This window comes from Sphingopyxis sp. SCN 67-31, assembly GCF_001725095.1.
On sequence record NZ_MEFH01000002.1, the window covers coordinates 1 to 24,998 of the forward strand.

19 protein-coding genes and 2 pseudogenes are annotated in these 24,998 nt (G+C 65.4%); 8 read left to right on the forward strand and 13 right to left on the reverse strand.

The features are described 5' to 3' along the window. Positions 1–563: 563 nt before the first annotated feature. A pseudogene (locus ABS88_RS00175) lies at positions 564–1,007 on the forward strand (aquaporin family protein); the annotation flags it as partial. Between the two features lie 31 nt (positions 1,008–1,038). Here the strand turns inward: ABS88_RS00175 and ABS88_RS00180 are convergent. The 4 genes and pseudogenes from ABS88_RS00180 to ABS88_RS00195 form a co-directional block, all read right to left on the reverse strand. Beyond that, positions 1,039–1,923, reverse strand: a pseudogene (locus ABS88_RS00180) (tyrosine-type recombinase/integrase); the annotation flags it as partial. Between the two features lie 596 nt (positions 1,924–2,519). Then, positions 2,520–3,827 (reverse strand): type II toxin-antitoxin system HipA family toxin, encoded by a 1,308-nt coding sequence (locus tag ABS88_RS00185; protein WP_286748614.1) that lies wholly within the window; start codon positions 3,825–3,827, stop codon positions 2,520–2,522. Between the two features lie 3 nt (positions 3,828–3,830). Continuing rightward, a complete protein-coding gene (locus tag ABS88_RS00190; RefSeq protein WP_286748615.1) occupies positions 3,831–4,031 on the reverse strand; it encodes a helix-turn-helix domain-containing protein in 201 nt (66 codons plus the stop codon). Between the two features lie 463 nt (positions 4,032–4,494). Further along, the gene (locus tag ABS88_RS00195) at positions 4,495–5,838 is read right to left on the reverse strand and encodes a tyrosine-type recombinase/integrase (RefSeq protein WP_286748617.1); all 1,344 of its coding nucleotides are present in this window, start codon (positions 5,836–5,838) and stop codon (positions 4,495–4,497) included. 498 nt (positions 5,839–6,336) lie between these two features. Here ABS88_RS00195 and ABS88_RS00200 point away from each other — a divergent pair, with 498 nt between their 5' ends. The 5 genes from ABS88_RS00200 to ABS88_RS00220 all read left to right on the forward strand — a co-directional run bounded on the left by ABS88_RS00200 (position 6,337) and on the right by ABS88_RS00220 (position 13,708). Beyond that, on the forward strand, positions 6,337–6,885 hold the full coding sequence (locus tag ABS88_RS00200) for an RNA polymerase sigma factor (protein ID WP_067186320.1): 549 nt from the start codon (positions 6,337–6,339) through the stop codon (positions 6,883–6,885). Further along, entirely contained in the window at positions 6,882–7,838 is a 957-nt protein-coding gene (locus tag ABS88_RS00205) for a FecR family protein (protein WP_067186319.1), read from the forward strand. Before ABS88_RS00200 ends, ABS88_RS00205 begins: the two co-directional genes overlap by 4 nt. A gap of 85 nt (positions 7,839–7,923) precedes the next feature. Continuing rightward, the gene (locus tag ABS88_RS00210) at positions 7,924–12,243 is read left to right on the forward strand and encodes a TonB-dependent receptor (RefSeq protein ID WP_286748618.1); all 4,320 of its coding nucleotides are present in this window, start codon (positions 7,924–7,926) and stop codon (positions 12,241–12,243) included. A gap of 63 nt (positions 12,244–12,306) precedes the next feature. After that, positions 12,307–12,792 carry a GNAT family N-acetyltransferase gene (locus ABS88_RS00215; RefSeq protein WP_148650930.1) on the forward strand — a complete coding sequence of 162 codons (486 nt, stop codon included), beginning with the start codon at positions 12,307–12,309 and terminating at the stop codon, positions 12,790–12,792. Further along, the gene (locus ABS88_RS00220) at positions 12,776–13,708 is read left to right on the forward strand and encodes a sulfotransferase domain-containing protein (protein WP_067186313.1); all 933 of its coding nucleotides are present in this window, start codon (positions 12,776–12,778) and stop codon (positions 13,706–13,708) included. Before ABS88_RS00215 ends, ABS88_RS00220 begins: the two co-directional genes overlap by 17 nt. Before the next feature lie 97 nt (positions 13,709–13,805). On the opposite strand, the gene ABS88_RS00225 is transcribed toward ABS88_RS00220, so the two are convergent. From ABS88_RS00225 to ABS88_RS00235, 3 genes are all read right to left on the reverse strand, one after another. Further along, positions 13,806–16,040 (reverse strand): TonB-dependent receptor, encoded by a 2,235-nt coding sequence (locus ABS88_RS00225; RefSeq protein WP_067186311.1) that lies wholly within the window; start codon positions 16,038–16,040, stop codon positions 13,806–13,808. Positions 16,041–16,138: 98 nt separating this feature from the next. Continuing rightward, on the reverse strand, positions 16,139–17,452 hold the full coding sequence (locus ABS88_RS00230) for a zinc-binding metallopeptidase family protein (RefSeq protein WP_067186309.1): 1,314 nt from the start codon (positions 17,450–17,452) through the stop codon (positions 16,139–16,141). Further along, on the reverse strand, positions 17,449–18,189 hold the full coding sequence (locus ABS88_RS00235; protein ID WP_067108136.1) for a GntR family transcriptional regulator: 741 nt from the start codon (positions 18,187–18,189) through the stop codon (positions 17,449–17,451). The genes ABS88_RS00230 and ABS88_RS00235 overlap by 4 nt, the downstream gene beginning before the upstream one ends. A gap of 130 nt (positions 18,190–18,319) precedes the next feature. Here ABS88_RS00235 and ABS88_RS00240 point away from each other — a divergent pair, with 130 nt between their 5' ends. After that, positions 18,320–19,369 (forward strand): serine hydrolase domain-containing protein, encoded by a 1,050-nt coding sequence (locus tag ABS88_RS00240; RefSeq protein ID WP_286748619.1) that lies wholly within the window; start codon positions 18,320–18,322, stop codon positions 19,367–19,369. A 24-nt stretch (positions 19,370–19,393) separates the two neighbouring features. Here the strand turns inward: ABS88_RS00240 and ABS88_RS00245 are convergent, their stop codons facing one another. The 6 genes from ABS88_RS00245 to ABS88_RS00270 all read right to left on the reverse strand — a co-directional run bounded on the left by ABS88_RS00245 (position 19,394) and on the right by ABS88_RS00270 (position 23,523). Continuing rightward, positions 19,394–19,822 carry a hypothetical protein gene (locus ABS88_RS00245; protein ID WP_148650929.1) on the reverse strand — a complete coding sequence of 143 codons (429 nt, stop codon included), beginning with the start codon at positions 19,820–19,822 and terminating at the stop codon, positions 19,394–19,396. Further along, positions 19,806–20,285 (reverse strand): hypothetical protein, encoded by a 480-nt coding sequence (locus tag ABS88_RS00250; protein WP_067186303.1) that lies wholly within the window; start codon positions 20,283–20,285, stop codon positions 19,806–19,808. The genes ABS88_RS00245 and ABS88_RS00250 overlap by 17 nt, the downstream gene beginning before the upstream one ends. After that, positions 20,282–20,713, reverse strand: coding sequence for a hypothetical protein (locus ABS88_RS00255; RefSeq protein WP_067186301.1), 432 nt, complete (start codon positions 20,711–20,713; stop codon positions 20,282–20,284). The genes ABS88_RS00250 and ABS88_RS00255 overlap by 4 nt, the downstream gene beginning before the upstream one ends. Then, complete coding sequence (locus ABS88_RS00260; RefSeq protein WP_067186299.1) at positions 20,710–21,384, reverse strand: SHOCT domain-containing protein; 675 nt, start codon at positions 21,382–21,384, stop codon at positions 20,710–20,712. Before ABS88_RS00260 ends, ABS88_RS00255 begins: the two co-directional genes overlap by 4 nt. Continuing rightward, a complete protein-coding gene (locus ABS88_RS00265; protein ID WP_067186297.1) occupies positions 21,381–22,682 on the reverse strand; it encodes a lysozyme inhibitor LprI family protein in 1,302 nt (433 codons plus the stop codon). The genes ABS88_RS00260 and ABS88_RS00265 overlap by 4 nt, the downstream gene beginning before the upstream one ends. A gap of 100 nt (positions 22,683–22,782) precedes the next feature. Beyond that, entirely contained in the window at positions 22,783–23,523 is a 741-nt protein-coding gene (locus tag ABS88_RS00270) for a hypothetical protein (RefSeq protein ID WP_286748620.1), read from the reverse strand. A gap of 429 nt (positions 23,524–23,952) precedes the next feature. On the opposite strand from ABS88_RS00270, the gene ABS88_RS00275 reads away from it, so the two are divergent. Continuing rightward, entirely contained in the window at positions 23,953–24,912 is a 960-nt protein-coding gene (locus tag ABS88_RS00275) for a helix-turn-helix transcriptional regulator (RefSeq protein WP_067186294.1), read from the forward strand. The last annotated feature ends 86 nt before the right edge of the window (positions 24,913–24,998 follow it).

Below are 24,998 nucleotides of genomic sequence, written 5' to 3' on the forward strand. Positions count from 1 at the left end.
CAGCAAAACTCCCGGCTCATGGTCAAATCAGCTGCGTGACCCTGTCCGGCCCAAGGGGCCCACTCCAATCGGGGGTCCCTTTTGAACGCCGTTTGACACTCGGATGTGCGCACGTACAGACAGATAGGCCGCATACGTCCCTTCCGGCGCGAGAAGCTGCGCGCACCGCGGGCCAGCACCTTTGAGACGCTTCGCGACAGAAAGTAGAATCTCGGACCATGTCGGACGATCTCAGCTTCTGGTCATTGTCCAGGCCCGCCGCCAACTGGATGACATGACCAAAATAACCGAAACGCCCGCCCCGAGTGCAGACACGCTTTCGCCTGCATCCACCCTGTTCCGCGATCTCCAAAGCCTGAAACTGTCGATTGAAAAAGTCGAAGCCGAGGTGAACGCATTTATCTCGCTCCAGAAGCGCACAATCGGTGTCGCATTTCGGGAAACGCTCAATCAAGCAATCGAATCCAATATAGATTTCGCGTCCTCGTCATTCCTCCCCGGCGCACCACAGCTTCATGAGGTCGCTGCGTCCGACCGTGAGGACTTGCACGCATTAGCTCGACGCCGGTGCATATGTCGTTGCTCAGCTTGCCTTCGGCATTTTCGGCGCGTGGGCCGGGCATCTGATGTTCGACCTTCCGATCTTACAGTTTTCGACAAAGGCGAGAACTGGATTGGGGCAGTGGACCGCCGAGTTCGTTGCGACCTTCGGCCTCGTACTGACGATCCTCGGTACCGCGAGATACAAGCCACAGGCCGTGGCGGCGTCGGTCGGGCTCTATATCACCGCTGCTTACTGGTTCACGTCATTGACGAGCTTTGCAAATCCGGCGATCACCGTGGTGCGCGGCCTGTCGAACACATTTGCGGGTATCGCGCCGCATGACGTTCCAATGTTTGTTGTTGCGCAATTCGCCGGGGCGATCGCGGCAACCGCAATCGCAAGCACCCTGTTCGGCGAGCCTTTTGGGCCATCGGCTATTTCTCCATCCGCGCCCGAAAGCTGACTGGCGCAGCCGGCCAGCCGCGTTTGAGCACTCACTGTCGCGCCATTTCCATTTTTGCGTCAGTGCCGATGTCAAGCAATCGTGCAATCTCGTCGGACGTTCGCTGCACGGCAAGCTTTAGCGCCTCGTCGATGTGGACATAGTCTTGAGTTACATTCTGCGAGGCATGACCCAGCATTGCCCGGATCGTAAGCTCGGAGAATCCCAAATCTCCGGCAACGCTTCCGAAGGTATGGCGAAGCGTATGCGGTGTAACTCCCGTGATACCCGCCAAGCCGCAAACCCGTTTCAGGCAGTCGCTAACAGCCGTGAATGGGCCATCGCCCGCTGCGGACGGAAAGAAGTGGGAATTGCCGACTATCTCCACCTGAGCTTCCAGAATGCGGATGGCGGCCGGTCCGATCGCTCTTACTTGCGCTCCGCCCTTGGTATCCGGAAAGACAACGTATCCGCGATCGGCATGGAGCCAGGCTCGCTGCATTGCTTGCGCTTCTTGCCGCCGATAGCCGGTGAGCAATAGTCCTCGCAACACACCGAGGGCGATCGGGTTCTCCCCATTGGCTTCAGCGTAGGCGATCGCCTTTCCCATCATCATGATCTCGGCCACGCTCAAACGACGAGTCCTTTTCTTTCCCGCGAGCTTCTTTGCTCCCAGCGTCGGATGGACCTCGAGCAGGCCTTTGTGCTTCGCATGACCAATGATTGCCTGGAGCGTTCCGACGCAGCGACCCGCGACGCCGGGACCGCCGGTCGCCCTGCCACCGCGGCCTCCGGTGCGCGGCTTGGCAGTCTTTCCGTTCTTCACATCGGTCTGCATCTGTTCGACATCGGCAATTTTCAGATGCTTCACGACACGTTTTCCGAGCAGCGGGACGATGTGCGTCTTTATGCGACTCTCGTCCATGTCGAGCGATGATGTGCCGCGGAAACGGGATTTTTTCCGAACTGCAAAGTCAACTCAGCTTCCGATACTCGAACGCGCGGAGGGGCTTGAGCCGGGCCTACTCGTCCGTGTGCGGGCGGAAGTCCGCAAGACCGGGCCGGAGGTTGGTATCGTCATCTTCGATTACGAGCCCCTCGACGACCCATAAGAGCCAGGAGATCAGCGTAACAAACTCTCTTTGTCGGTCGACTTGGCGGCACAACGGCATGCGCTTGATTGTAGTACGCGACAGCAAAGAACCACATGTCCGCTTTAGGAGGTCTGGGAGCGTGGTCTGAATGACTTAGATGAGGGCGCGAAGCTGACATTCCGGTTCACCGTCTGGAACATCCACTATCCCAACCGGCACTCCTGAAAGGAGCCGTTCCGGAGCGTCCGACAAAATGGGAGGTGGCTGAACCATAGGCTAGCGGCAGCCTTTAGAGGAATCTCCCATCGCTGATTCAGCGCAGCAGTTTCGCCTCCTGCCTTACGTCTGGTTCATGGTGAGACGATAATGCTCCTGCTGACGGATACCGCAGAGCAACGTCTTTTCCGTATCTGGATTTGATGTCGCGCCATACCTCGGTTTAATAGGCGGAGTCGCCTGTAACCGCGCTGGTGTCCGTGCCCAGATCCGGCTCGATGTCCCCATCTGCCTGTGCATGAGCGCGAACTTCACGAATCCGCTCTTCAATGGCTTTGGCAAAGACAGCGAGCATGACCCCACGGCCGGCGGGCATAGCGGTGACTTCCTCGATTGCCGCCGGCAGTTCGTTCACCAGTCGCTTGGTGACATCCTCGACGCGGCGCACTGTACCCTTGGCAGCCAGGCCGCAGGCTTCGGCCATGCGCCGCCAATGGCGGCCATAGATATGGCGCCCGCGACGCTGGCCGCCGATGTCCTGTGCATGATTGGGGGTGATGCCGTCCCAGGCTAGGCCGGACATCAAGTCATAGAGCGGTGCAAGACTCGGGCCGTGAGGTTGCAGCAGGATGGAATAGTTCTTCGCGTGTGAATCGACGTTGCCGGTCGCAATGTTGAATATCACCGCATCGAGCAGCCGGGTGATGTCGCGCGCGGTCATATCCTGCCGGATCAATGCGAACATATCGGCCAACGATGGTCCGCGCTGACCTGTCCGGTTGAATTCATATTTGGCGGCAGGAGCACGGCCCAATGCCTGGCAGAAATCTTCCTGATGGATGCGCCGCGTGCCATCATCGCTGACAGCGCGGTCGTAGCGGGTGACGAGCAGATAGCTGCGCTCGCCGGTCTTGCCGGTCGTCACCGTCGCGGTTGGCAATCCGATGCGCCGCGCCAGCACCATGCATAGCGCCTCATTCTGTACACTGCCTAGCAGGCGCGGATTGTCGGGCTTCAGAATATGAGTCGATGGCGCGCCGTTGATCGGGATGGCCAACATATTGTCGTGCAGGGCAACCGGAAGCTTGTCCTGTGCGCCCGCCAAGCTCATCGACACACCGTCTTCCCCAATCAGGAATGGACGCGACGGCAGGTCGGTGATGATCCGTTCGAGTGCTGTATCATCGGGAATGGCGCGGTAGCCGGGTGGGCCGTTCCGTTCCGCCGGTCCAATGGTGAGCGCGCCAGCGAGATCGCTGCCGGTTTCCATGATAAGGCCGAGTACATCTTCCGAGGATGCGCCAAGGGCGCGGGTCATTGCCCGAAGCGGTTCGCCTTCGGGCAGCAGATTCATTAACCATGGCAGGACGATCTCCTGTCCATAATCCACGTCGCCAAGCGGCATGGTGAGCGAGATTGGAAAGCGGCCGGGCGCGCTTAGCCAATCGGCATCATAGCGGAGCCGCACATCGCCCGTTTCGGCCAGAATCGTCGCGACCTGCCGGTCTTCATAGTGGACTGGCAGCAACATGGCTTAGGCCAGTTCCAAACGTAGGCCGACCGCGCGCGCCGCAGCCAGTGCCTTGCCGAGTTGCGCCGTCGGCTTACCGGCCTCGAGATCGACGATGAAGCGCTCTCCACTATTGATGGCAAGCGCCAACTCGCGCTGAGTGATCCCCAGCGCTTTGCGTGCCTGCGCAACAGCGCTGCCGAATTCCCTTGAAGTTTGGATCATTTTTCTTCCCGAACGGGAAGATTGCATATCGCGGACGCCACTGCAAGAGAGTTTCTTCCCGATCGGTAAGATCGCTTTCCGCAATGCCATCTCAGGTAATGAAACATCCCGATCGGTAAGATTTGTGGCCAGACAGGGTTTGAATGCGCAACTATCCCTGCTTGCGCGCAATTAAGAATGCTCTGCGCAATCTTAGTTGCGGGGTTTGCAGTCAATCCTGCCAAGCCAAAGGCAGGTTCCCTTTTGTATGAGCTAATCCGGCGACGCTGGCCCGGCCGACCGTGATCGGCGCCCCAAAACTATACTGGACCGCGGCTCGCACAACACATGGCGGCGGGCCAACACGATTTCATCACCAGTGTGTTCGAAAGATCTTCTGTCCGTTGCATCTCCTGGCATCACGGGCGCTGATCAAGCCGACCTTCACGGGCGGGGGACATCGTCTTCCAGGGCCGCGGCGCTATCAGGTACGCGGCGCGGCAGCTCTTATCGTGACAACGCCCGCCGTATCGCCCGTCAGGCCGGTCGTAATCAGCGGGCCTGAGAAGGTGAAGGCGCTGGGCTGCGAACCGCTTGTATCACCCTTGTCGAGAAGCAGAGCAATTTCCTGGGATACGCGATCGACAGCCGATCGCATGACCTCGTCGACATGGACATAACGATTGGTCACGGATCGGCTGGCATGTCCGAGCATGGCGGCAATGGTAAGCTCGGAATAGCCGAGATCGCCGGCGATGCTGCCAAATGTGTGCCGCAACGTATGGGCCGTCACATCGGTGAGGCCGAGACGCTTGCAGATTCGGCCGAAAACACCATCGGCCGCGCGAAAATGCGATCGACCGAAGTCTGACGGGAAGACATAGAGTGAATTCTCGAGACGGGGTTGCGCGCGGATAAGCGCGACCGCCGCCTTCCCGATCGGTCGGATCTGGGCATTGGTTTTGGTATCGGGGAAGGAAATATATCCCTCCTCCGACACCCATTCATGCTCAAGCCCTTGCGCCTCGTTAAGACGCATTCCCGACAAAAGAAGGAGACGAATAATTGCCAGGCCGACGGGATGTTCGGTCTCTTCAACTTCCCGTAGTGCATGACCGAGATCGACAATTTCGTTCCGGCTCAGGCGACGCATTTTCTTTTCATCAGTAAATTTCCGAACGCCCAAGGCTGGGTTGGCGTCTATCAAGCCGTGACGCTGGGCATGAGCGAAGATGGCATGCAAGGTGCCCACCGAGCGGGCGGCGGCTCCTTTGCCGCCACTGGTGACTCCGCCTCGGCCGGCCGCTCTCGACCGAGCAGTTTTCCCCGCTGCTATATCGATTTGCATCTGCTCGATGTCGGTCACCCGCAGCAGGCACACTTTCCGGCGGCCAAGAAGCGGGCGAATATGACATTCGATCCGGCTTCGATCCATGCTCAGCGATGAGGCCTTGATAGGGCGGCGCATGCGGCCAAGAAGCCGACCCGCCTCCGCTTCCTCAAGATACCAGTCGCACAGTTCGCCGACTGTTACCGCGTTACGGAGGCCAATTTTGTCCTCCGCGGGGTCATTCCCCTTCGCAATCTCACCCAACAGGATACGTGCCTTGTCCCGCGCTTGTTCGACGGTCAGAACACCATATCGACCGATTACCAGGCGCCGTTGTCGTCGTTCAGCATTGCGGTACTGAAGGATGAACACCTTCGTGCCGCTGGGATTGAACTTGATCCCGAAGCCGCGGAGTTCGCCGTCCCACAAACAGGTTGGGCGCCCCTTAGCATCGTAGCTATCAACAGCGCGCTTCGTGATGCGTTTGCCGTTTGTCATCTTTACCTCCGGGATCACCACCTTCTATGGTGGTTACCAGCATGGTATAGAAGCGTCTGGACAGCAAGTAGCAACCAGATCGTCGGAAACAAACGGCGGCTATCGGATATAAATGGGTAGGGTTATTTGAAGGTATATATCTGATAAACAATGGTTTATACGGATACCTCGCAGGGGTGGCGTTGATCGGCTAAATGCTCGATTCCTCTTGCCAAGGTTGGGGTCGAGGGTTCGAATCCCTCGCCCGCTCCAGTTTTCCGACAGATCAGAATCGAACCGGCGCCCGATGCGGCGCCGTGCTGCGCGCTGTGGTATGCGATCGTCACGGCCCCTGCTGCTGTGGCCGTCGCACCTTCGTGAAGGTCCGCGCCGACAATTTTCGCCGGTCGCGAAAGGAAAATTCGCGCTCGTGGCTCTTATGGTCTCAAGACGATAGAATCCCGGGGAGAGGGAGAAAAGCCCACGACCAAGGGCGTGAAGTTCGAGCGGCGACGCCGCATGGCCGCGTGGGTGACCGAGCACGTCATTCCCCACGAAGCGGCCGTGCGCGCGTGGCTGGCCCGCACGCGCGCGTCCCAGGAGGATATCGACGAATTGATCCAGGAATCCTATTCGCGGCTGGCGGCCTTGGAGAGCGTCGATCATATCGACCGCCCCGATGCCTATTTCTTCTCGATCGCCCGCAACCTTCTCGTCCGCCGTCTGCGGCGGGCCCGGGTCGTGCCGATCGAGGCGATCGCCGAGATCGACGCCTTTCAGGACGACATGCGCCCGTCGCCCGAGCGCGAGGCGGGAAGCCGGATCGACTATCGGCGCCTGCTGGCGCTGATCGACGCCTTGCCCGAGCGCCGCCGCCGCATCGTCCGGATGCGCAAGCTGGAAGGCTGGTCGCAGCGCGAGATCGCGGCCGCGCTCGGCATCAGCGAAAGCATCGTCGAGAATGAGATCTATCAGGGCGTGCGGGCGGTCCAGCGCGCGTGGCGCGACGGCGAAGCGCTGAGCGCGGCGCGCCTCGCCGCCTTCGAAGGCGGGGAGCGGCCGCGATGACCGGGCGGCGAGCCAGCGACATCGACGCCGATGCCGCGCGCTATGTCGCGCGGATGGACGGCGACGACTGGTCCGATGCGCAGGAGCGGGACCTCGAACGCTGGCTGGCGCGCGATCCCAGGCATGCCGGCGCGTTGCTGCGCGCTCAGGCCGCCTGGATGACGCTCGACCGGCCGTTCCCGGCGCAATCGGCGGTGCGCGAGGATGCGGGCGTCCGGGCGGGATGGAGCCGACGGCGCGTGCTGGCGGGCGGCGGCGCGGCGGTCGCGGCGGCGGTCGGCGGGGGCGTGCTGCTGTTCGGCGGCACCAGCTATGCGACCGCGGTGGGCGAAATCCGGCGCGTGCCGCTGGCCGACGGATCGATCGCCGCGATCAACACCGCCAGCGCCATCGACGTCAGTCTCGATGACGCGGCGCGCAACGTGCGGATCGAGCGGGGCGAAGCCTGGTTCCAGGTCGCGCGCGACAAGCGGCGCCCCTTCGTCGTCGCGGCGGGCCGCGCGCGCATCCGCGCGGTCGGCACGGCCTTTTCGGTGCGCCGCCGCGCGGGCGGCGCCGACGTGCTCGTCACCGAAGGCGTGGTCGAGGTCTGGGCCGAGGGCGCGGAGGGCCATCGCGTCCGATTGAAGGCCGGGTCGCGCGGTTTCGTCGCGGACGATGCCGCGATCGAACAGGCCCCGGCCGCACCGTCCGCGATCGACCGTGCGCTTGCATGGCGCAACGGCAAGGTCGATCTCGCCGGCGACCGGCTCGACAGCGCGGTGGCCGAGTTCAACCGTTACAACCGCCGCCAGCTGGTCGTCGCCGATCCCGTCGTCGCGGCGGAGCGGTTCGACGGCGTGTTCCGCACCGACGATCCCGAAGGGTTCGCGCAGGCGGTCGAGGTCAGCCTGGGGGTGCCCGTCGACCTGTCCGATCCCGCGCAGATCCGCATCGGCCGGCCCGGTCTTTGAAGAATCGGCGCGCCGGAAAAGGAAAATCCGGGCCGGGGTCTCTTGTGGGGCAGGGGCGCAGGGAAGCGCCCGACAAGGGAGGGACATGATGGGGATTGGAATCGGCCGCGCCGCGCTGATGGCTTCGACCGCGATCGTCTGCGTCGCGACGGCGAGCCCGGCGCAGGCGCAGAGCAAGACTTTCGACGTTCCGGCGCAGGCGGCGGCAACGGGGATCGCGGAGCTGGGCCGGCAGGCGGATATCCAGATCGTCGCCGCCCGGCGCTATACGCAGAACAAGAAGACCAACGCGGTGCGGGGCGACATGACCGCCGACCGCGCGCTGGCCGTCCTGCTGGACGGGACCGGGCTGGTCGCGCAGCGCACGGGGCCGCAGACCTATTCGGTCGTCCCGAAGGCGGCGCCCGCCGAAACGTCGGAGACCGACGCCGGCACCTATCGCGACGACATCATCGTGGTCACGGCGCAAAAGCGCCAGGAATCGATCCAGGAGGTGCCGATCGCGATGACGGCGCTCAGCCAGGAGGATCTGACGACGCGGCAGGTCGCGGGCGGCCCCGACCTGATCAGCCAGGCGCCGAACATCACCTTCAGCAAGACCAATTTCACCGGCTACACGATCCAGATTCGCGGCATCGGCACGCAGGCGGTGTCGGCGACGACCGATCCGGCGGTGGCGATCGCGTTCAACAACACGCCGTTCGTCCGCAACCGCTTCTTCGAGCAGGAATTCTATGACGTCGAGCGGATCGAGATTTTGCGCGGCCCGCAGGGCACGCTCTATGGCCGCAACGCCACGGCGGGTGTCGTCAACCTGATCTCCGCCAAGCCGGAATATCACCCCGACGCCTTCGCGTCGGTCGATGTCGGCAATTACAAGAACCGCCGGGTCGAGGGGATGATCAACGTCCCGCTGGTCGACGACAAGGTCGCCTTCCGCCTCGCGGGCGCGCTGACCAAGCGCGACGGCTACACGACGAACCAGATGACGGGGAAGCAGATTGACGGGCGTGACCTGTGGTCGCTGCGTGCCTCGCTGCGCCTCGAGCCGACGTCGTGGCTGCGCGCCGATTTCGTCTATGAGCATTTTCAGGAACATGACGACCGGCTGCGCAGCGGCAAGCAATTGTGCAAGAAGGATCCGGGGCTGAGCGAAGTTGGCGGCGTTTCAGTCAACCAGGATTTGGGCGGTTATTTCGGGGCCCGCACCTATCTCAGCCAGGGCTGCCTGCCGGTGTCGCTCTATTCGGACGAGGCGTTCCAGACGCCGAACGGTTTCGCGCTGCCATTTTATGGACCCACCGGCAATCTCGGAAATCCGGTATTCAAGGACGTCGATCCCTATGCCAGTGCATTCCAGTCGCGGGATCTGCGTGTCATCGAATCGTCGATCGAGCCCGAATATCGGGCGAAAACCGATATCTTCGAGCTGCAACTCAATGTGGACCTCAGCGATACGCTGACCCTGAGTTCGGAAACTGCCTACAGCACCGATTCGCTGTTCTCGACGCAGGATTATAACCGTTTCACCACCAAATCCGGGGCATTTGATCCCACGGCAAGAATTGTCAGGCCAAAGCGTCCCGGCGTGCTCGATGCGAACGGCGTGTTCTGCGATCCGCAACTCGGCTGCTCGGATCGGCTGCTGCTGGGCGATCTGTCGACCGCTGAGTCCAAGCAGTTCAGCCAGGAGCTTCGCCTGTCGTCGGATTTCGACGGACCGTTCAATTTCAGCCTCGGCGCCAACTATCTGCGCTACAAGACCGAAGATCGCTATTATGTCTTCGTCAACAGCCTCAGCATGTTCGCTGCCCTGCAATGGGACCAATATGCCGAGGGCAACGTCTATATCCCGGGCGTCTCGGACAACAGCGAGTGTCAAAGTCCCACCGGGGCCCCGCCCGATCCGGGGGGGCAATATACTATCACCAACTGTATCTATATCGATCCCAATCCGATCGGCAGCCTGAATGGTGAAGGCCGAAATTATTTCCTCAGCCGCAATCCTTACACGTTGCATTCCTATGCCGCATTCGGTGAGGCCTATTACAATATTACGGACAATCTGAAATTGACCGGCGGCCTGCGCTTTACGGTCGATAAAAAGGATGCGCCTCAGATTCCAAGCTGGCTGCTCGCAGGTTTCGCGACTGGCGAATATCCGACGGCGAAGGTCGTTTCCCAGAAATGGAGCGAACCGACGGGGCGTATCGCGATCGACTGGCAGCCGGAAACGGGCTTCACAGATCACACCTTGCTCTATGCGTCCTTCGCGCGCGGCTACAAGGCAGGCGGCGCCAATCCGCCGCCGATAGCTCTTGCCACATACGGCCAGTTCGACCCGTCGATCATCGCGGAACTTCAGGGCGCGCCCGAAACCTTCAAGGCAGAATATGTCAACGCCTTTGAAATAGGCACCAAGAATACGTTGTTCAACGGGGCGCTGACACTGAATCTGGGAGCATTCTATTACGATTATAAGGATTACCAGACGTCGGAGATCGTCAACCGGGCGGCCGTGAATTCCAATTTCGATTCGAAAATATGGGGTCTGGAGATCGAGGCGGACTTGCGGCCGACCGACCGTCTGCGATTGGGTTTCAAAGGCGGGTATCAAAACACCCGACTCGCCAATGGATCGAGCGCCGTCGACCTGATGGATCGGACCGCCGGCAATCCCGACTGGGTGGTCGTTCGTCCGTTCCCGACCATTCCGTCCAACTGCATCCTGCCGACCTATGTCGTTGCCGCAGGAGGCAAGATCAACCTGCCGCAAGGTCAGGGGGGCAGCTTTAACGGCATGTGCATCGACGCTTATTATGGCGGAGTCGACCCGATGACGGGTCTTCCCTATGTCGCCAATCCGACCGTGAAGAAGGGCAGCAATGGCCCGGTGCCGGTCGATCCGGCATATGTCGGCTATATTGGTTTCGATCCCGCGTCCGCGCCCAACGGCGGCAAGGGGTTTTCCAAGGATCTAAGTGGCAACGAACTGCCTAACGCACCCCATTATACGGCGACGGTGACGGTGGATTACACGATCCCGCTCGCCACCGACTGGGCCCTGACGCTGCATGGCGACTATCACTATCAGTCGAAAAGCTGGGCGCGGGTGTTCAACAGCAATCCCTATGACCGTCTGCGCGGCTATTCGACGGTCAATGTCGCGGCGATCCTCGACATCGCCGATAGCTGGCGGATCATGGCTTACGTCAAGAATGTGTTCAACAAGACGGCGCTGACCGGATCGTTCCTGAACAGTGACGATTCGGGCCTGACCACCAACGTCTTCCTGACCGAGCCGCGCCTTTACGGCTTGCGAGTATCCAAGAGCTTCGGCGAAGGCTCGCTGCCTTGGGGAAGCGGCTGGCGCCGCCGGAAGCCGGGCGAGCCCTATCCGGTCGAACTTGAATTCGGCATGGGTGCGAACAGCATGACGGCCAAAAACGCACTGTATAAGCAGGATTTTTTCGACGACTATCTCGACAGCTTGCCCTTTGCCGATACCGCGACGGCGACGCAGCGGGCGGGCCTGGGTATCAGCCATGTCCGCGATGCCAGGATCACCTTCAACATGCCCGACGGCTGGCGCGTCTGGGGAGCGTATCGCGGCAGGAGGTTCGACGCGCAACATAAAGGCATCAGTTCCGAACAGGCGAAGGGAGGTTATGTTGAAGGCATCCTGCCCACTGACCCTCCGCGCTATTTCAGCGGCGGCGAGAATTTCGGCACCATCGAGGTCGGGCAATATGAAGATCACAGCATCGTCGATTTCATGGTGGGCAAGGATGTCGGCCTGGGCCTGATGGGAGAGGGCGGCACGTCGGTTATTGGCCTGGGTATGACCTACGCCCAGTTCCGATCCGCCACCGACATCGACATGGTCGGCATCCCCGACCGCTATCGCGCCGCTTATTCGGAAATCAAATATCCGACGACCCATCACGAACTGTACAATGCCTCGCTCGCCTCGACGCGCAAATTCGAAGGCTTTGGCCCCTCGCTGTCATGGGAAGCGTCGAAGCGGCTGGTGGGCAACGAACAGGACGGCAGTCTCGCCCTCGACTGGCGGATCAACGGCGGCCTGCTGTTCGGGAAGCAGGCCATGGCCAGCCGCGAGGAACGCGACGCCACCTATTATCACTTTGAACCGAACATCGTATATCCGCCGCAACTGGAGGATTTGCTCTACGACGAAACGATCGACCGCAGCCGGTCGCGCCGGGTCACCGTGCCGAACCTCGGCGCCAGCATGGGCCTGTCCTATCGCGTCGGCGGGGTGAAGGTCGCCGCGGGCTATCGCTGGGAACGCTTCTTCGACGCCATCGACGGCGGGATCGACAAGGCGCAATCCTTCGACCGGACGATCCGGGGCGCCTATGTGAAGTTCGGCATCGGTTTCTGATCGTGCTGTGCCGCCAATCCTTTCCCTTGTCGTGCACGTCGACCGGGACATAAGGTGGCCGATATGGAACCGTTGGAAATAGTCCGGGCATGGCGGCGCGACGATCCCCGTTGCGTCGCCGACGCCAAGAGCTTCTGGCGCGAGATCGGCATGCCCGACGATGTCGCGGAGGAACGCGCCGCCGAACTGTGCGTCGTCGCCTATCTCGGTGGGCGGCTGGCGGGGGTCTCGACGGCGCGGCTGGGTGATTTTCCGCCGCTCAAGGGGCGGTTCGCCCATCTGCGGTGCGCCGTGTCGCCCGCCGCGCGGCGCAAGGATGTCGCGGCGCGGATCATCGGGCACACCCGCACGGTGCTCGAAGCCTGGGCGGCCGACCATGTGCAGGAAAATCTGCTGGGCATGGTCGCGATCCTGCAATCGGGGGAGTTGCGCGAGAAGCAGCGCGAGCCGATCTGGCCGATCTATGGCATCGACCTGACGCTGATCGGCTATACGCCGCGCGGCGAACAGGTCCGCGTCGGCTGGTTCCGTCATGCCCGCCTCGATTGAGCGGGGCGAGCGCCGCGACCGCGAGGAGGCGCCCGGGACGGCGGCGGCGCCCAGCGGCATCCTGTGGATCGCCTCCTACCCCAAGTCGGGCAACACCTGGACGCGGGCGTTCCTCAACAACCTGCTGAAGATCATGCAGGACGACGACGCGGGCGCGCCGCAGAGCATCAACCGGATGACCGAATATACGCTGTGGGACATCGCGGCCAAACCCTACGAGCGCCATCTGGGCAAGCCGGTCACCGAAGCCGACCGCGCCGAGATCGCGCGCATCCGCCCGGCGGTTCAAGCCGAGATCGCCGAACGCACCGAGGGGCTGGCGATGGTCAAGACCCATCATGCGCTGGTGTCCGACCGCGGCGTGCCCGCGATCAACTTCGCGGTGACGTCGGGCGCTATCTATATCGTGCGCAACCCGCTCGACGTCGCCATATCCTATGCGCATCACCTGGGCAGCGACATCGACTATGCGATCGGGGAGATGGCGCTGCGCAACAAGGAAACCGGCGTTTCGGACAAGAGTGTCTATGAGATCTACGGGTCGTGGAGCCAGCATGTCGAAAGCTGGACGCGCGCGCCGCATCGTGCGATCCATGTCATGCGCTACGAGGACATGCTGGCCGATCCGGCTGCGGCGTTCGGGGCGCTCGCCCGCCACCTGCTGCTTTCGCCCTCGCCCGAACAACTCGCCACCGCCATGGAGCGGTCGTCCTTCGCCGCGCTGAAGCAGCAGGAGGATGAGGCGGGGTTCAGCGAAAAGCCCGACAGCGCCGAACGCTTCTTTCGCGAGGGGCGGGCGGATCAGTGGCGGGACAGGCTGACCCCGCGTCAGGTTCGCGCGGTCGTGACCGCCCATCATCAGCAGATGCGCCGCTTCGGCTATCTGACCGACGAATTGCTCCCGTTGCTCGAATAGCCGCCACCGATCGCGTCCCGGTCTTCTCCGCCCCACCACTGGGGAAACCTTGGGCCGATGCCGCGCCTGCCCGTGCAGGCCGGCATCGGCCCGCTTTTCAGAAGCTGTACCGGGCTTCGAGACCGACGACGCGCGGCTGGCTGTAGCGGTTGATCGTCGGCGCCTGCGCGACATAATAGACCTTGTCGAAGACGTTGTTGGCGAAGGCGGCGATGCCGAACCCGCCGAATTCGACGCCGAAGCGCAGGTTGACGAGCCGATAGTCGTCGAGGTCGACCGAGGTCGGCGTCAGTTCCTGTTTGCCGCCCCACTGCGCGCTCACCAGGATGTTGCCGGTGAGGGTCACGTCGCGCGCGACCGGGTAGCGCAGATTGAGGTTCGCCGACGCCAGCCAGTCGGGCACCTGCGCCAGGTCGAGACCCGCGTAGCGTCCGCTCTTGACCTCGCCGCCCTGACGCGACCCGCTGAGCGCGAGGCGCCCGCTTCCCGCGCCGATGTCGAATCCCTGGCTGTATTCGGCCTCGATGCCCCAGCTCTTCGCATTGCCGGCATTGGTCAGATAGCTGACCGCGGCCACCGGGCAGGTCGGATTGGTCAGGGCGCAGCCGTCGTCGACCTGCGCGATCAGGTCGCGAAGATCGGTGTAATAGCCCGCGATCGCGAAATAGCCGCGGCGGGCGGGCTGGCCCTTGATCCCGACCTCATAGCTCGTGCTGTTCTCGTTGCCGAACAGCACTTCGACCGGGCTCGGCGCGCGCGGGTCGGACAGGCGGGTGTTGAACCCGCCGGCGCGATAGCTGCTCCCGACCTTGGCATAGGCGAGGATGCGGGGCGCGAGCTTGTAGGACAGCGTCGCATTGTAGGAGAGGTTGTCGGCTTCGATGCTGTCGTCGATGACGCGGGTCGGTCCGCCGGTCGGAAGCCCGGTTCCCAGATCGTAGAGCCGGGCACTGATGCTGCGGCTGTCGCGGGTATAGCGCAGCTCGCCGGTCAGGTTGAGCCTGTCGGTGAGATCGAGGCCGAGCGAGCCATAGGCGGCATAGCTTTCGAAATGGAGCCGCGCGGGTGCGACGTTGCCGGGCGACGGATTGGCGAGCGTCGGCGTGCGGGTCGTCGTCACCGAGAAGTCGCTGTCGAGCAGCATCGCCTCGACACCGAACAGCCAGGTCAGGCGATCGCTGCCGCCGGTGACGTGCAGATCCTGCGACAGCATGTCGGTCGTGTCGACGACATAGGAGGCGCTGCCCGGATCGATCGGCGTCGCCGGCCCGACCTGCCCGGCAGCGCGGGCGCGCGCCAGTTCCGCGGCGCTGACGCCGTCGTTGTCGAGATCATATTCGCTGTGCCGCTTGCGGAAGAAGGTCGTCGCGTTGAGCCGGGCGCCGCCAAGGTCGACGCGCACGATCGCCTGCAGCCCGTCGACGTCCTGGCTGGCGCGCGGCGCGGTGCTCCAGGGATAGCGGAAGCGATCCTGGATATAGCCGCCGGGAAAGCCCGGCGTGCCGGCCGGAATGAAGATCTGATAATGGATCGCGGGGGTCGTCAGCCGCTGCGTTTCGGCGAGCAGGACGATGTCGACGGGGCCGCGCGCGAGGCGAAGCTGGCCGCGCAGGCCGTGCCCCTTCTGCCGGTCGAAATAGACATCATTGTCGGGGTTGTAGAAGAAGCCCTTGTCCTGCTGGACCAGGTCGCCGCTGATGCGCACCGCTGCGCCCTCGCCGAGCGGGACGTTGACCGCGCCCTGCATCTGGAAGCTGTTGGTCTCGAAGCCGTAGCGGGCACTCGCCCAGCCGGAGAGGTCGAATCCGGGCTCGGCCGAGATGATGTTGATCGCGCCGCCGACGGCGTTGCGGCCATAGAGCGCCCCCTGCGTGCCGCGCAGCACCTCGACCCGGCCGATGTCGAGCATGTCGAGGCGGCTGAAATTGCGCCCGCCGACGGCGCCGCCGCCAATATAGGACCCGTTGCGATAGAGGCCGACGCTGGGGTCGCCGTTGGTCGCGCGCGCGGTCGAGGAGGCGCGGATCGATATTTCCGAGGTCACCGACGAACTGAGGTTGTTGAAGCGGATGCTCGGCTGATCGGCGAGCAGTTCGCCGCTCGTCTGCGCGCCGCCGCGATCGGTCAGCGCGGCGGCGTCGATCACCGAAGCCGCGGTCGGAACGTCCGACAATCGTTCTTCGCGGCGCCGCGCGGTGACGACGATGGCGCCGTCGTCGCCCGCCTCGGACGCCGCGTCGGCCGGGGGCGCGACGTCCTGCGCGAAGGATGGGCCGGCCATCGCGGTCCAGGCCGCGGTCGCGCAGAAAAGAAGATGCGTCTTGCGTTTCATGAATCCCTCCCAAAGGCGTTGTGCAATTATTATCGATAATTTTGTGCAATCGGCAAGCGCGAGTCAAGCCGGAAACATCGCGATGCCGGCGGCGGCGGTCAGCGGTCGGCGGGAATGGCTGCGGTCAGAAGATCGCGAAAGCCGCGCGCCGTAGCGGCAAGCGGTTCGGCCGCGACGGTCGACAAATCGTCGGTCGCGGCATGGTGGTGGCGGTGGGCGCCGAAGATTCCGGCGTGGCGGGGGTAGCCCGCCCGGACGACCTCGGCCAGTTCCCCCGCCGCGCCCTCGCCGGAGGGATAGGCCATTTCGATCCCCGGCTGCCCCTTGAAGATCCGCCGCGCGGGTTCGACCAGATCGGGCGACGTCATCAGGAAGCGATGGCTGTCCGCACTCGGCAGCGGCAGCAGGCGGCCCGGGATTTCCTGCCAGTCGCGCGTCGCGGCGTTGGCGCCCAGATGCAGCCAGAAATCGCTCTCGCCCGGTGGCGGCGCGATCGCCTCGACCAGGTGCGCGGCCCCCAGATTCTCATATTCATGGCCGCTGTTGCAGACGAAGAGCAGATTGTGCCGCGGGAAGGCGCGCGGCGCCCACCGGGCGAGTGCGAGCCAGATCGCGATCCCCGGCCCGCGCTCGCCGGCGCAGTCGGTCCAGCCCGATCGCGGCGTCGACACGATGATCCAGCGCCCCGCCGATACCCGGCGCCGTCCGACGATATTCTCGGCGATCCGGCGGCCGCCGTGCCCGGTCAACCGCAGCGTCGCCTGGCCCCCGTGCCGCGCGGCCTCGATCGCGGGTGCCGCGCGCTTCGGCGCCAGCAGGACGATCGGCCTGTCCGCGAGCGGCTTGTCGGCGGGTGCATTGAGCAGCAGCGCCTCGCCCGTCGGGCCGGTCGTGACGAGGATGACGGCGGCGGCTCCGCGCGCGATCGCGTCGGCGATCGGCGCCCGGGCCGCCGGTTCGAGGAGGCTGGACCAGCGACGGTGCGGCAGCCGGACGAGCGCGATCGCGCCGTCGAGGCGCCCCGCCGTCTCAGCCAGCCGCAACGGCGCGGACAGGCCGTCCGGCGGCGTGGGGACCGCGAGCGGCTGCGCGGTCGACGGAATCGCAAGGTCGCCGATCGTCAGCGTGCAGAGCGATGCCTCGAACCACGGCACCTCGAACGCCTGCCGCTCGACCGCGAAGCCCGCCGCGCCAAGCCGGTTCGCGGTCCAGTCCGCGGTCCAGCGATCGCCCGCGCCGCCCGACTGCTTGTTGCCCGCTTCGGCATAGATCCGAACGTCCGCGAACAAGGTGTCGGGGTCGAACAGCGCGCCATCGGGCGAAGCCGCCATGGCGGGCGGCGCCTGCCATGCGATCGGCGCCGCGAACCCCGCCTTCAGCAGCGTGCGGCGGTCGGTCCCGTCGCGCTTCACGATCGCGCCCGGCGGCGGCCCGTTTTCGGCTTGCCGCGCCGCGCCTTGTATTCCGCGAGCGCCTCGGCGAAATTCTGCTGCGACGTCGCGATCAGGTCGCGCGCCACCCGGTCGGCATCGTCGGGCTCGCGGGCGACGATATGGCGGCAGAGCTGTTCGTAGAGCACCGCCGAGCGCCGGCCGACCTCTCCCTCGCCATGCGCCGCGACGAACTCGTCGGTGTAGACATTGTGCTGCCACCGGGCGAGCAGCGCCAGTCGGTCGAGCAGTTCGAGCGCCAGCGGCGCGTTGGAGCGCTTGGCGATGAAACGGCCGATCCGGTTCGACACCCGCAGATGCTCGGCCGAGTTCGTCGTCCGCTCGGTCACGTCCTTATATTCGACGAGCCGGTGCATGAGCTCGCGCCCGTCGCGGTCGCTCATCGCCGTGCAGGCGAGACGGCAGACGACGCCGAACAGCGCCTTCCACAACTCGTAAATCTCGTCCGCGCCATGATCGTCGACGTCGATCGCGAACGCGCCGCGCCAGGGCACGACCTTGATCAGGCCGATGCTCGCGACATGGCGGAACGCCTCGCGGACGGGGGCATGGCTGACCCCGAAGCGGGCCGCGATCTCGCGCTCGCGGAGCCATGAGCCCGGCGGAATGCGCCACGCGACGATGTCGTCGATCAGCAGCCGCGCGATGACGCGGTCCTGCGTCGGTGCATTGTCCTCGTCGCTCGTCGTGACGGCCATGATCCCTGATCGTTTCTGTTGAACGCCCCATCCTAGCTTGCGCGCCCGACAGGACAATCTTCGATTGCAGTCGCACTTATTATCGATAATAAACGCGAACACAACCCAGCGCATGTGGAAAGGGCAGGCCATGATCGGGCGTCTTCTTCTTCTGACCGTCGCCGCGACGGCGACTCCCGTGGCGGCCGGAAGCGCGCCCGCCGCTCCCGTGCCTGCGGCCGAAGACGCGCGGCCCGGCTGCGCCGCGGCGATCGCCTATTCGGATGGGCACAAGGGGCTCGCCGTCCTCGTCCTGCGGCATGGCGAGGTCGTCTGCGCGTCGCAGGACACCGCCCGGCCCCACGAACTCTGGTCCGGCACCAAGAGCCTCGTCGGCCTGATGGCGGCGGCGGCGGTGCAAGATGGGCTGCTCGCGCTCGACGAACGGGCGTCCGACACGATCGCCGAATGGCGGGACGATCCCGGCAAGGCGGCGATCACGCTGCGCCAGCTGCTCGCCATGACCAGCGGCCAGCCGTCGGCGATCGGCCGCCCGCAGGGCTATGCCGATTCGCTGCGGGTCGCGCTGACCGCGGCGCCCGGCACCCGCTTCCAATATGGCCCGACGCCGTTGCAGATCTTTGGCGAGGTGATGCGGCGCAAGCTGGCGGCCGCGGGGCGCGACGCCGATCCGCGGCGCTATGTCGAGCGGCGGCTGCTGGCGCCGCTCGGCGTGACGGTCGGCGAGTGGAGAAACGGGCCCGACGGACATCCGCTGATGCCGCAGGGCCTCGTCCTTGCCGCCGCCGAGTGGGCGAAAATCGGCGAGTTCGTCCGCATGGGCGGCAAGGTCGACGGCAAGCCGCTCGTCGACGCGGCGGCTTTTGCCGAGCTGTTCGAGGGGAGCGAGGCCAATCCGGCCTATGGCCTCACCTGGTGGCTCCCGCGCGCGACGCCGTCCGACGACCCGGTCACCCGCTCGACCGACATCACCGATCCCGCCGCCGGGCTTCCCGCCGACCTCGTCGTTGCCGCGGGTGCCGGCGACCAGCGGCTGTACGTCATCCCCTCGCTGGGATTGACCATCGTCCGCCAGGCCCGCCTCGACGTCGCCGCGCTGCTCGCCGGCCGCAAGAGCGACTGGTCCGACCGGCGGTTCCTTGCGGCCCTGCTCGCGCCCCGAAGCGCGGCGGTCGATTGAACCGGACGAGGGCGCGCGCTCGCCTCAATCGTTCGGTCCGACCTCGGTGAACCGGAATCCGTCCTGCGTCATGTGGAAATAATATCCCAGATCGCCGCAGAAGATCACGAAGGTCTCGCCGCCATCGGGCTCGCGATCGTGAATGGCGTTCCGGCGCGCAAGGCATCGGCGCGCCTTCGCGGCCAGGAAGCGCGGATAGCTTTCGGCGCGAAACGCGGCGGCGTCGCTGCTGCCGCCCTCATCGAGATAGGGCATGAACGGGAACTGCGTCATTCCCGCGACCGCGGTCGCATCGTCGGCCGCGAGCGCGGCGCGGAATCGGGCGATAAAGGCGTCGAATTCCTGCTGCACGGCCGCGGATGCAACAGGCTCCTCCTCCGCCGACGCCGGAACGGACGAGGCGAGCAGGATGCCGGCCAGAACGCCGGGGAGCGGATTAATTTTCAACGACATCATGGTCTCGCCTTTCAGGATCGGCACCGGATATGCGGCGGCGCCGGCGCAGCATCGACCGCAACGCCGAAAACAGCAGTCCGGCGGCGGTATAGATCAATGTCGCCACGGCGATCGCGGGGATGGTGACGTCGCGCGGCTCGCCATCCGCTCCCGCGCACAGCAGGTTGCGCGTGACGCCCTGCTGCCCCGGCTTGTAGCTGTATTCGCGCGACAGCGTGTCGAGGCCGCCCGGGCAGACGATGGGTTCGGCGACCGTCGACACGATCGGCGGATAGACGGCGCCGCCCGCGACCGCGAACATCATGGCGAGGAAGCCCCAGCCCGCCGCGGCGGGGAGGATGTCGAGCGGCCGGAACAGGCGCGAGCGATGCGTCTTGCGAAAATCCTCCAGCCCGGCGAGCAGGAAGATCAGGCCGAAGATCGCGGCGACGATCCCCGGTCCGATCAGCGCGCGCATCATTCCCGCTCTCCTTGCATTCCATCCGGCAACAGCGGGACGGACGGCGCCTCGCACGTGCAGGCGGCCTGTTTCGCGATCGGGGCCTCGATGGGACAGGTGCAGAGATATTCGGCCCTGTGCCCGCATCCGGCGGCGCGATACCCCTCATAATACCAGTCGAAGCCGGGCGAGACCCGGTGGCTTTCGGTCCACTGGGCGAGCCGCGCGGGGTCGGCGCGGATTTCGGCGGGCGGATCCGGAATGGGGGTCGCACGCTGGTGCACCTCGCTGCGGCGTGCGCCATCGACTTTCGTCGCCGTCACCCGTTCGATCGGGCAGGTGAAGCGTTCGGCGAAGGTCTCGCGCGCCTCCCGCTCGCGGCTCGCGCAGCCCGCGACGGCGGCCGGGAGCAGGACCGCAAGACACAGGAGGACCCGGCGGCGTATCACAGGCCCCCCAATATCTCGGCGCGCTTGGCTTGATACTCCTCTTCGCTGATCAGGCCGCCGTCGCGCAGCGATTGCAGGTGCCGCAACCGGTCCTCGACGCTGCCCCCGCCCGCGTCGGACGGTGCGGCGGGGCGGCGCATGATATCGGCGTCGGTGCGCAGTCGCTCGGCCATCTTGTCGCGCAGGGCGCTCGCCAAGGCGTTGGCGTCGGCAATCTCGCTGTCGGTCCGGCGGGGTCTGAACAGCGCGAGCAGCAGTCCGAGCAGGATCAGGCCGCCAAAGGCATAAAGGCCGTAATAGATGCTGGCTGCGCCAATCGCGCGTAGCGTGATGTCGCGCCGGGTGCCGTCGGGCGCGATGCAATAGATGGTGTGCGATACGCCCTGCTGCCCCGGCTTGTAGGAATAGTTTTGCGAAAGCCGCTCGACCGTTCCGTCGCAGGCATAGGGCGCGGCGCGCTCGACCAGCGGCGGGTGGATCGCGCCGCCCGCGCTCGCCACCATGATCCCGCAAAAAGCCGCCACGCCCAGCAGCACCAGCAGGGCGCACCCCAGCTTCGCCGCCGGACCGGGGCGGCGCCGGAGCGCGAGCTTCGCCGACAGCGAAAATATCACGATGATCGCCGGTCCCAGCAGGAACATACCGATGGTGAATATGGCCGAATCGCTCATATAGCCCCGCCCGTCATCGCGGCGAGGCAGAAGCGTTCGGGCGCGTTCGGGTCGGCCTCATGTTCGTCGCCGCAGGCGTTGCGCGTTGCCCACAGCAGCGTGCCCTGATCGGCGGACACGGCATAGGGCAGGTCGCCGCGCCAGGTGCCCGTGATGCGGCGCTCGGTGCGCGTCGCCATGTCGAACCGCGCGATCCCGATATCGGCGGGATAGATCAGGCGCGAGCGTGCATCGTCGAACAGGAAGGACGCCAGTTCCCAACCGCCCCACGCGACGAGATAAGGCGCGCCAGGCGGCTTGCGCGTGCGGATATGGAGGTCGACGGTGCCGTGACCGCGATCCGCCGTCCAGACCAGCCAGCCGGCATTGCCGCGCAGCGAGTCCACGGCGTCGAGGTCGTCGGAAAATTCGTCCTCGCGGTACACGAGGCCGCCCGTCACCGATTCCCACAGATTGTCCGCTTCGGCCGGCTTGTCGCGCAGGCGTCGGCCGCCCGCGACCGTCGCGGCGTAATAAGCCTGTGGGCCGTCGAGGCCGTCGCTGCCGTCACCCCACAGCGAGGCGATGGCGAACAGCGTCCCGCCGCGCCAGGCGAAGCCGGTGAGCAGGGCCACGGCGTCGGCGGGATGTTTCGCGCGCGTGTCGGGAGGCGGCGTCACGGGCACCAGCTTGCGGTCGGCCACGCGATAGAGCCACAACTGGTCGGGGCCGTCGAGTTCCTGACTGGGCAGCAGGATCGCGACATGGCTGCCGTCGGGCGACAGCCGCATCCCCGCGATCGGCACGCGCCCGTTCTCGGCCAGTTCGGGCCGCGCGCGGGCGAGGGGAGCAAGGTCGATCTCGCCGATCACGCGCGTCGCGATCGGCGCGGCGGCGCGGTCGCCCAGTTCCTGGCGGCGGCCGAGATAAACGACCGTCATGCAGTCATAGGCCTGGTCGTGGACCCACGACGCGGCATCGTTCAACTCGGCGAAGCTGCGGTCGGCGGCGCAGCGGCGGTCGCGCTCGCCCACCCAGTCGCGCTGCTCCGCCACCAGCGCCGCGCGCGCCGGGCCGGCCAGTTTCGCCAGCACGGCGCGATAGCTGCGCGACAGCGCCAGGTCCTGCCAGCGCAGCGCGGCGTTGGCGCAGATGAAGCGATCGACCGCGCGCGTCGCCTTGCCGCAATCGAAGCTCGCTGGAACGGTGGCGGACGGCGCCGGCTGTGCGGTCGAGGGGGCCACGCCGCCCAGCGCCAGCGCGCAAAGAAACAGGCCGCCGAGGCGGAGGAAAGGCTTGGGGCCGCTTTCCCACGTCATTGCGAGCGGAGCGAAGCAATCTCCAGCTATCGGTGAGGCAGAACGATAGCTGGAGATTGCTTCGTCGCCTTCGGCTCCTCGCAATGACGATGCCTCGCGCTCAGTCATGGACGATGATTCGCGGGTCGTCGCACAGATTCTGCTGGGCGATGGGCATGGGGTCGCTGCAGCAATCCTCTTCCTTTTCCTCGAACAGGACGGAGATTTCATAGGTGCAGACGCCCGCGCCGCCGGGGATGGTGAAGGTCCGCGTGCGCCCCGGGGCCAGCCCGTCATAGCCGAAGGCGTCCGAATCGCTTTCGATGCCGTCGGGTGCGCGCAGCGCGAGTTGTTCGAGGCGGCGCCGGCTCCTGTTCGTGACCGCGACCTTCAGGTCGGCGGCGGGTGCCGCCCGCGCGGCGGTGCCGCACAGTGCGATCAGCGGCCGCGCCGCCGCCGCGACGCCGTCCAGCGGATAGCGCGCCGACGATCCGGCGACGCTGACCGACATCCGGTCGTCCGCCGCCAGTATCGCTTCGAACGATGCGTCGAGCGGCACCTGCCCCCGCAGGCGCAGCAGGCCGTCCGCCTCCGGCGGCTGAACCGTGGCGGGAAAGGTCAGCGTCGCGCTGCCGTCGCTCAGGCGGACCGGCACGCTCGTCCCGGCCGCGAGGCGCACCGGCGGGTGGGTGATGTAGGCCGACACCTCCGGAACGCCCTTGTCGCAGATGAAGTTCAGCAACGTCATGCCGCCGTCGGGCACGCCAAAGACGAGCCGCGCCTGCTGGGCGCCATGATCGACGCCATACCAGCGCGGCCGCCCGTCCTGCGCCGCGGCGGGCGTGGCCGCGAGAGCCAGCACGGAGGCGAGCAGGATACGCCGATACCGCCGCGTCGGCGATCTGGGAAATCCGGCCTTTGTTCGCCCTTTGCGGGTCATGGCATCTGTCTCCAGCCTGTTCGGATCAGGGGCCTGCCCGTGCCGCACAAGGCACGGACAGGCCCGACGGGAGCGGCCGAACCGGGGTGGAGGGAAGCCGATCGGCAGTGTCCCCCTGTCCGGCCAGCAGATACGCCGACGGGTCGCTGTCGACGCACCCGTTCCCGCATCAGCGTCCGGGCGCCCGCGAGGGGGCGGCGGGCGTCGGATCGGGCAATGGATGTTCGTGCATCGGAGTCTCCCTGTCCCACCGTGATGCCATGGACAGCGAAAGCCTGTCTCGGACCAGAAGGAACGCGAGGTGGACCAGACGGCACTTCGGCGATACGGTGCGCCGGACGGGAGGGGGACATGGACGCGGCCGGTTTTTCCCAGATACTGTCCACCGCCTCGGTGCCGGAGCGCGAGCGGCTGCCGATGTGGCGCGAGCTATTCGGGCAGGCGATGGTCCGGCTCGACATAGAACCGGCCCGGAACGTGCCGTTTCACGCCGAAGGGACATTGTGCGCGCTGCCGGGAGCCGCCTATGCCTCGGTTTCCGCATCGCCGGTGCAGGTCTCGCGGACGCACCGCCTGATTGCCGCCGATCCGGTCGAGATGCTCTATCTGATCACCGCCGATGCGCCGCTGGAACTGCGCCAGCGCGGGCGCGAGCATGTGCTGGCGGTCGGCGACTCGATCTTCGTGCGCGGCGGAGAGGTCAGTACCATCCAGTGTCGGAAGCGATGCCGTTTCACCAACATCGCGGTGGCGCAGGACGACCTGCGCGCGCTTCTGTCGGGGGCGGACGATCTGGCGATGCGGGTCGTCCCGCGGCAAAGCGATCTGCTGGGGCTGCTCCACGCCTATGTCGACATGCTGCGCCTGCGCGCCGACGCGGCGTCGGGCGTGGCGGCGGCGCTCACGGCCGGGCATATCCGCGACCTCATCGGCGCGGTCGCCGCCACGGCAGCCGAAGATGGCGCGCCGGAACGGCCCGGCGTCAAGGCCGCACGACTGCGGGCGATCAAGGCCGACATCGCGGTGCGCTCGTGCGATCCGCGTCTCGACATCGTAGGTGTGGCCACGCGCGCCGGGATCAGCCCGCGCTATGTCCGCCGCCTGTTCCAGGATGAGGGAAGCAGCTTTTCGGCGCATGTGCTGGGCGAACGGCTCGACCGCGCCCATCGCCTGCTGCTGCATCCGGGGCAGGCGCCACGGACGATCGCGGCGGTCGCCTATGCCTGCGGTTTCGGCGACCTGTCCTACTTCAACCGCACCTTCCGCCGCCGCTTCGGCATGACCCCGTCGGATCTGCGCGGCGCGGGTTGAATGCCATCCATTTCCCGTTCGTGTCGAGCGAAGTCGAGACACTTGTCGGCCTTGCGCCACGCTGATGGGTGTCTCGACTTCGCTCG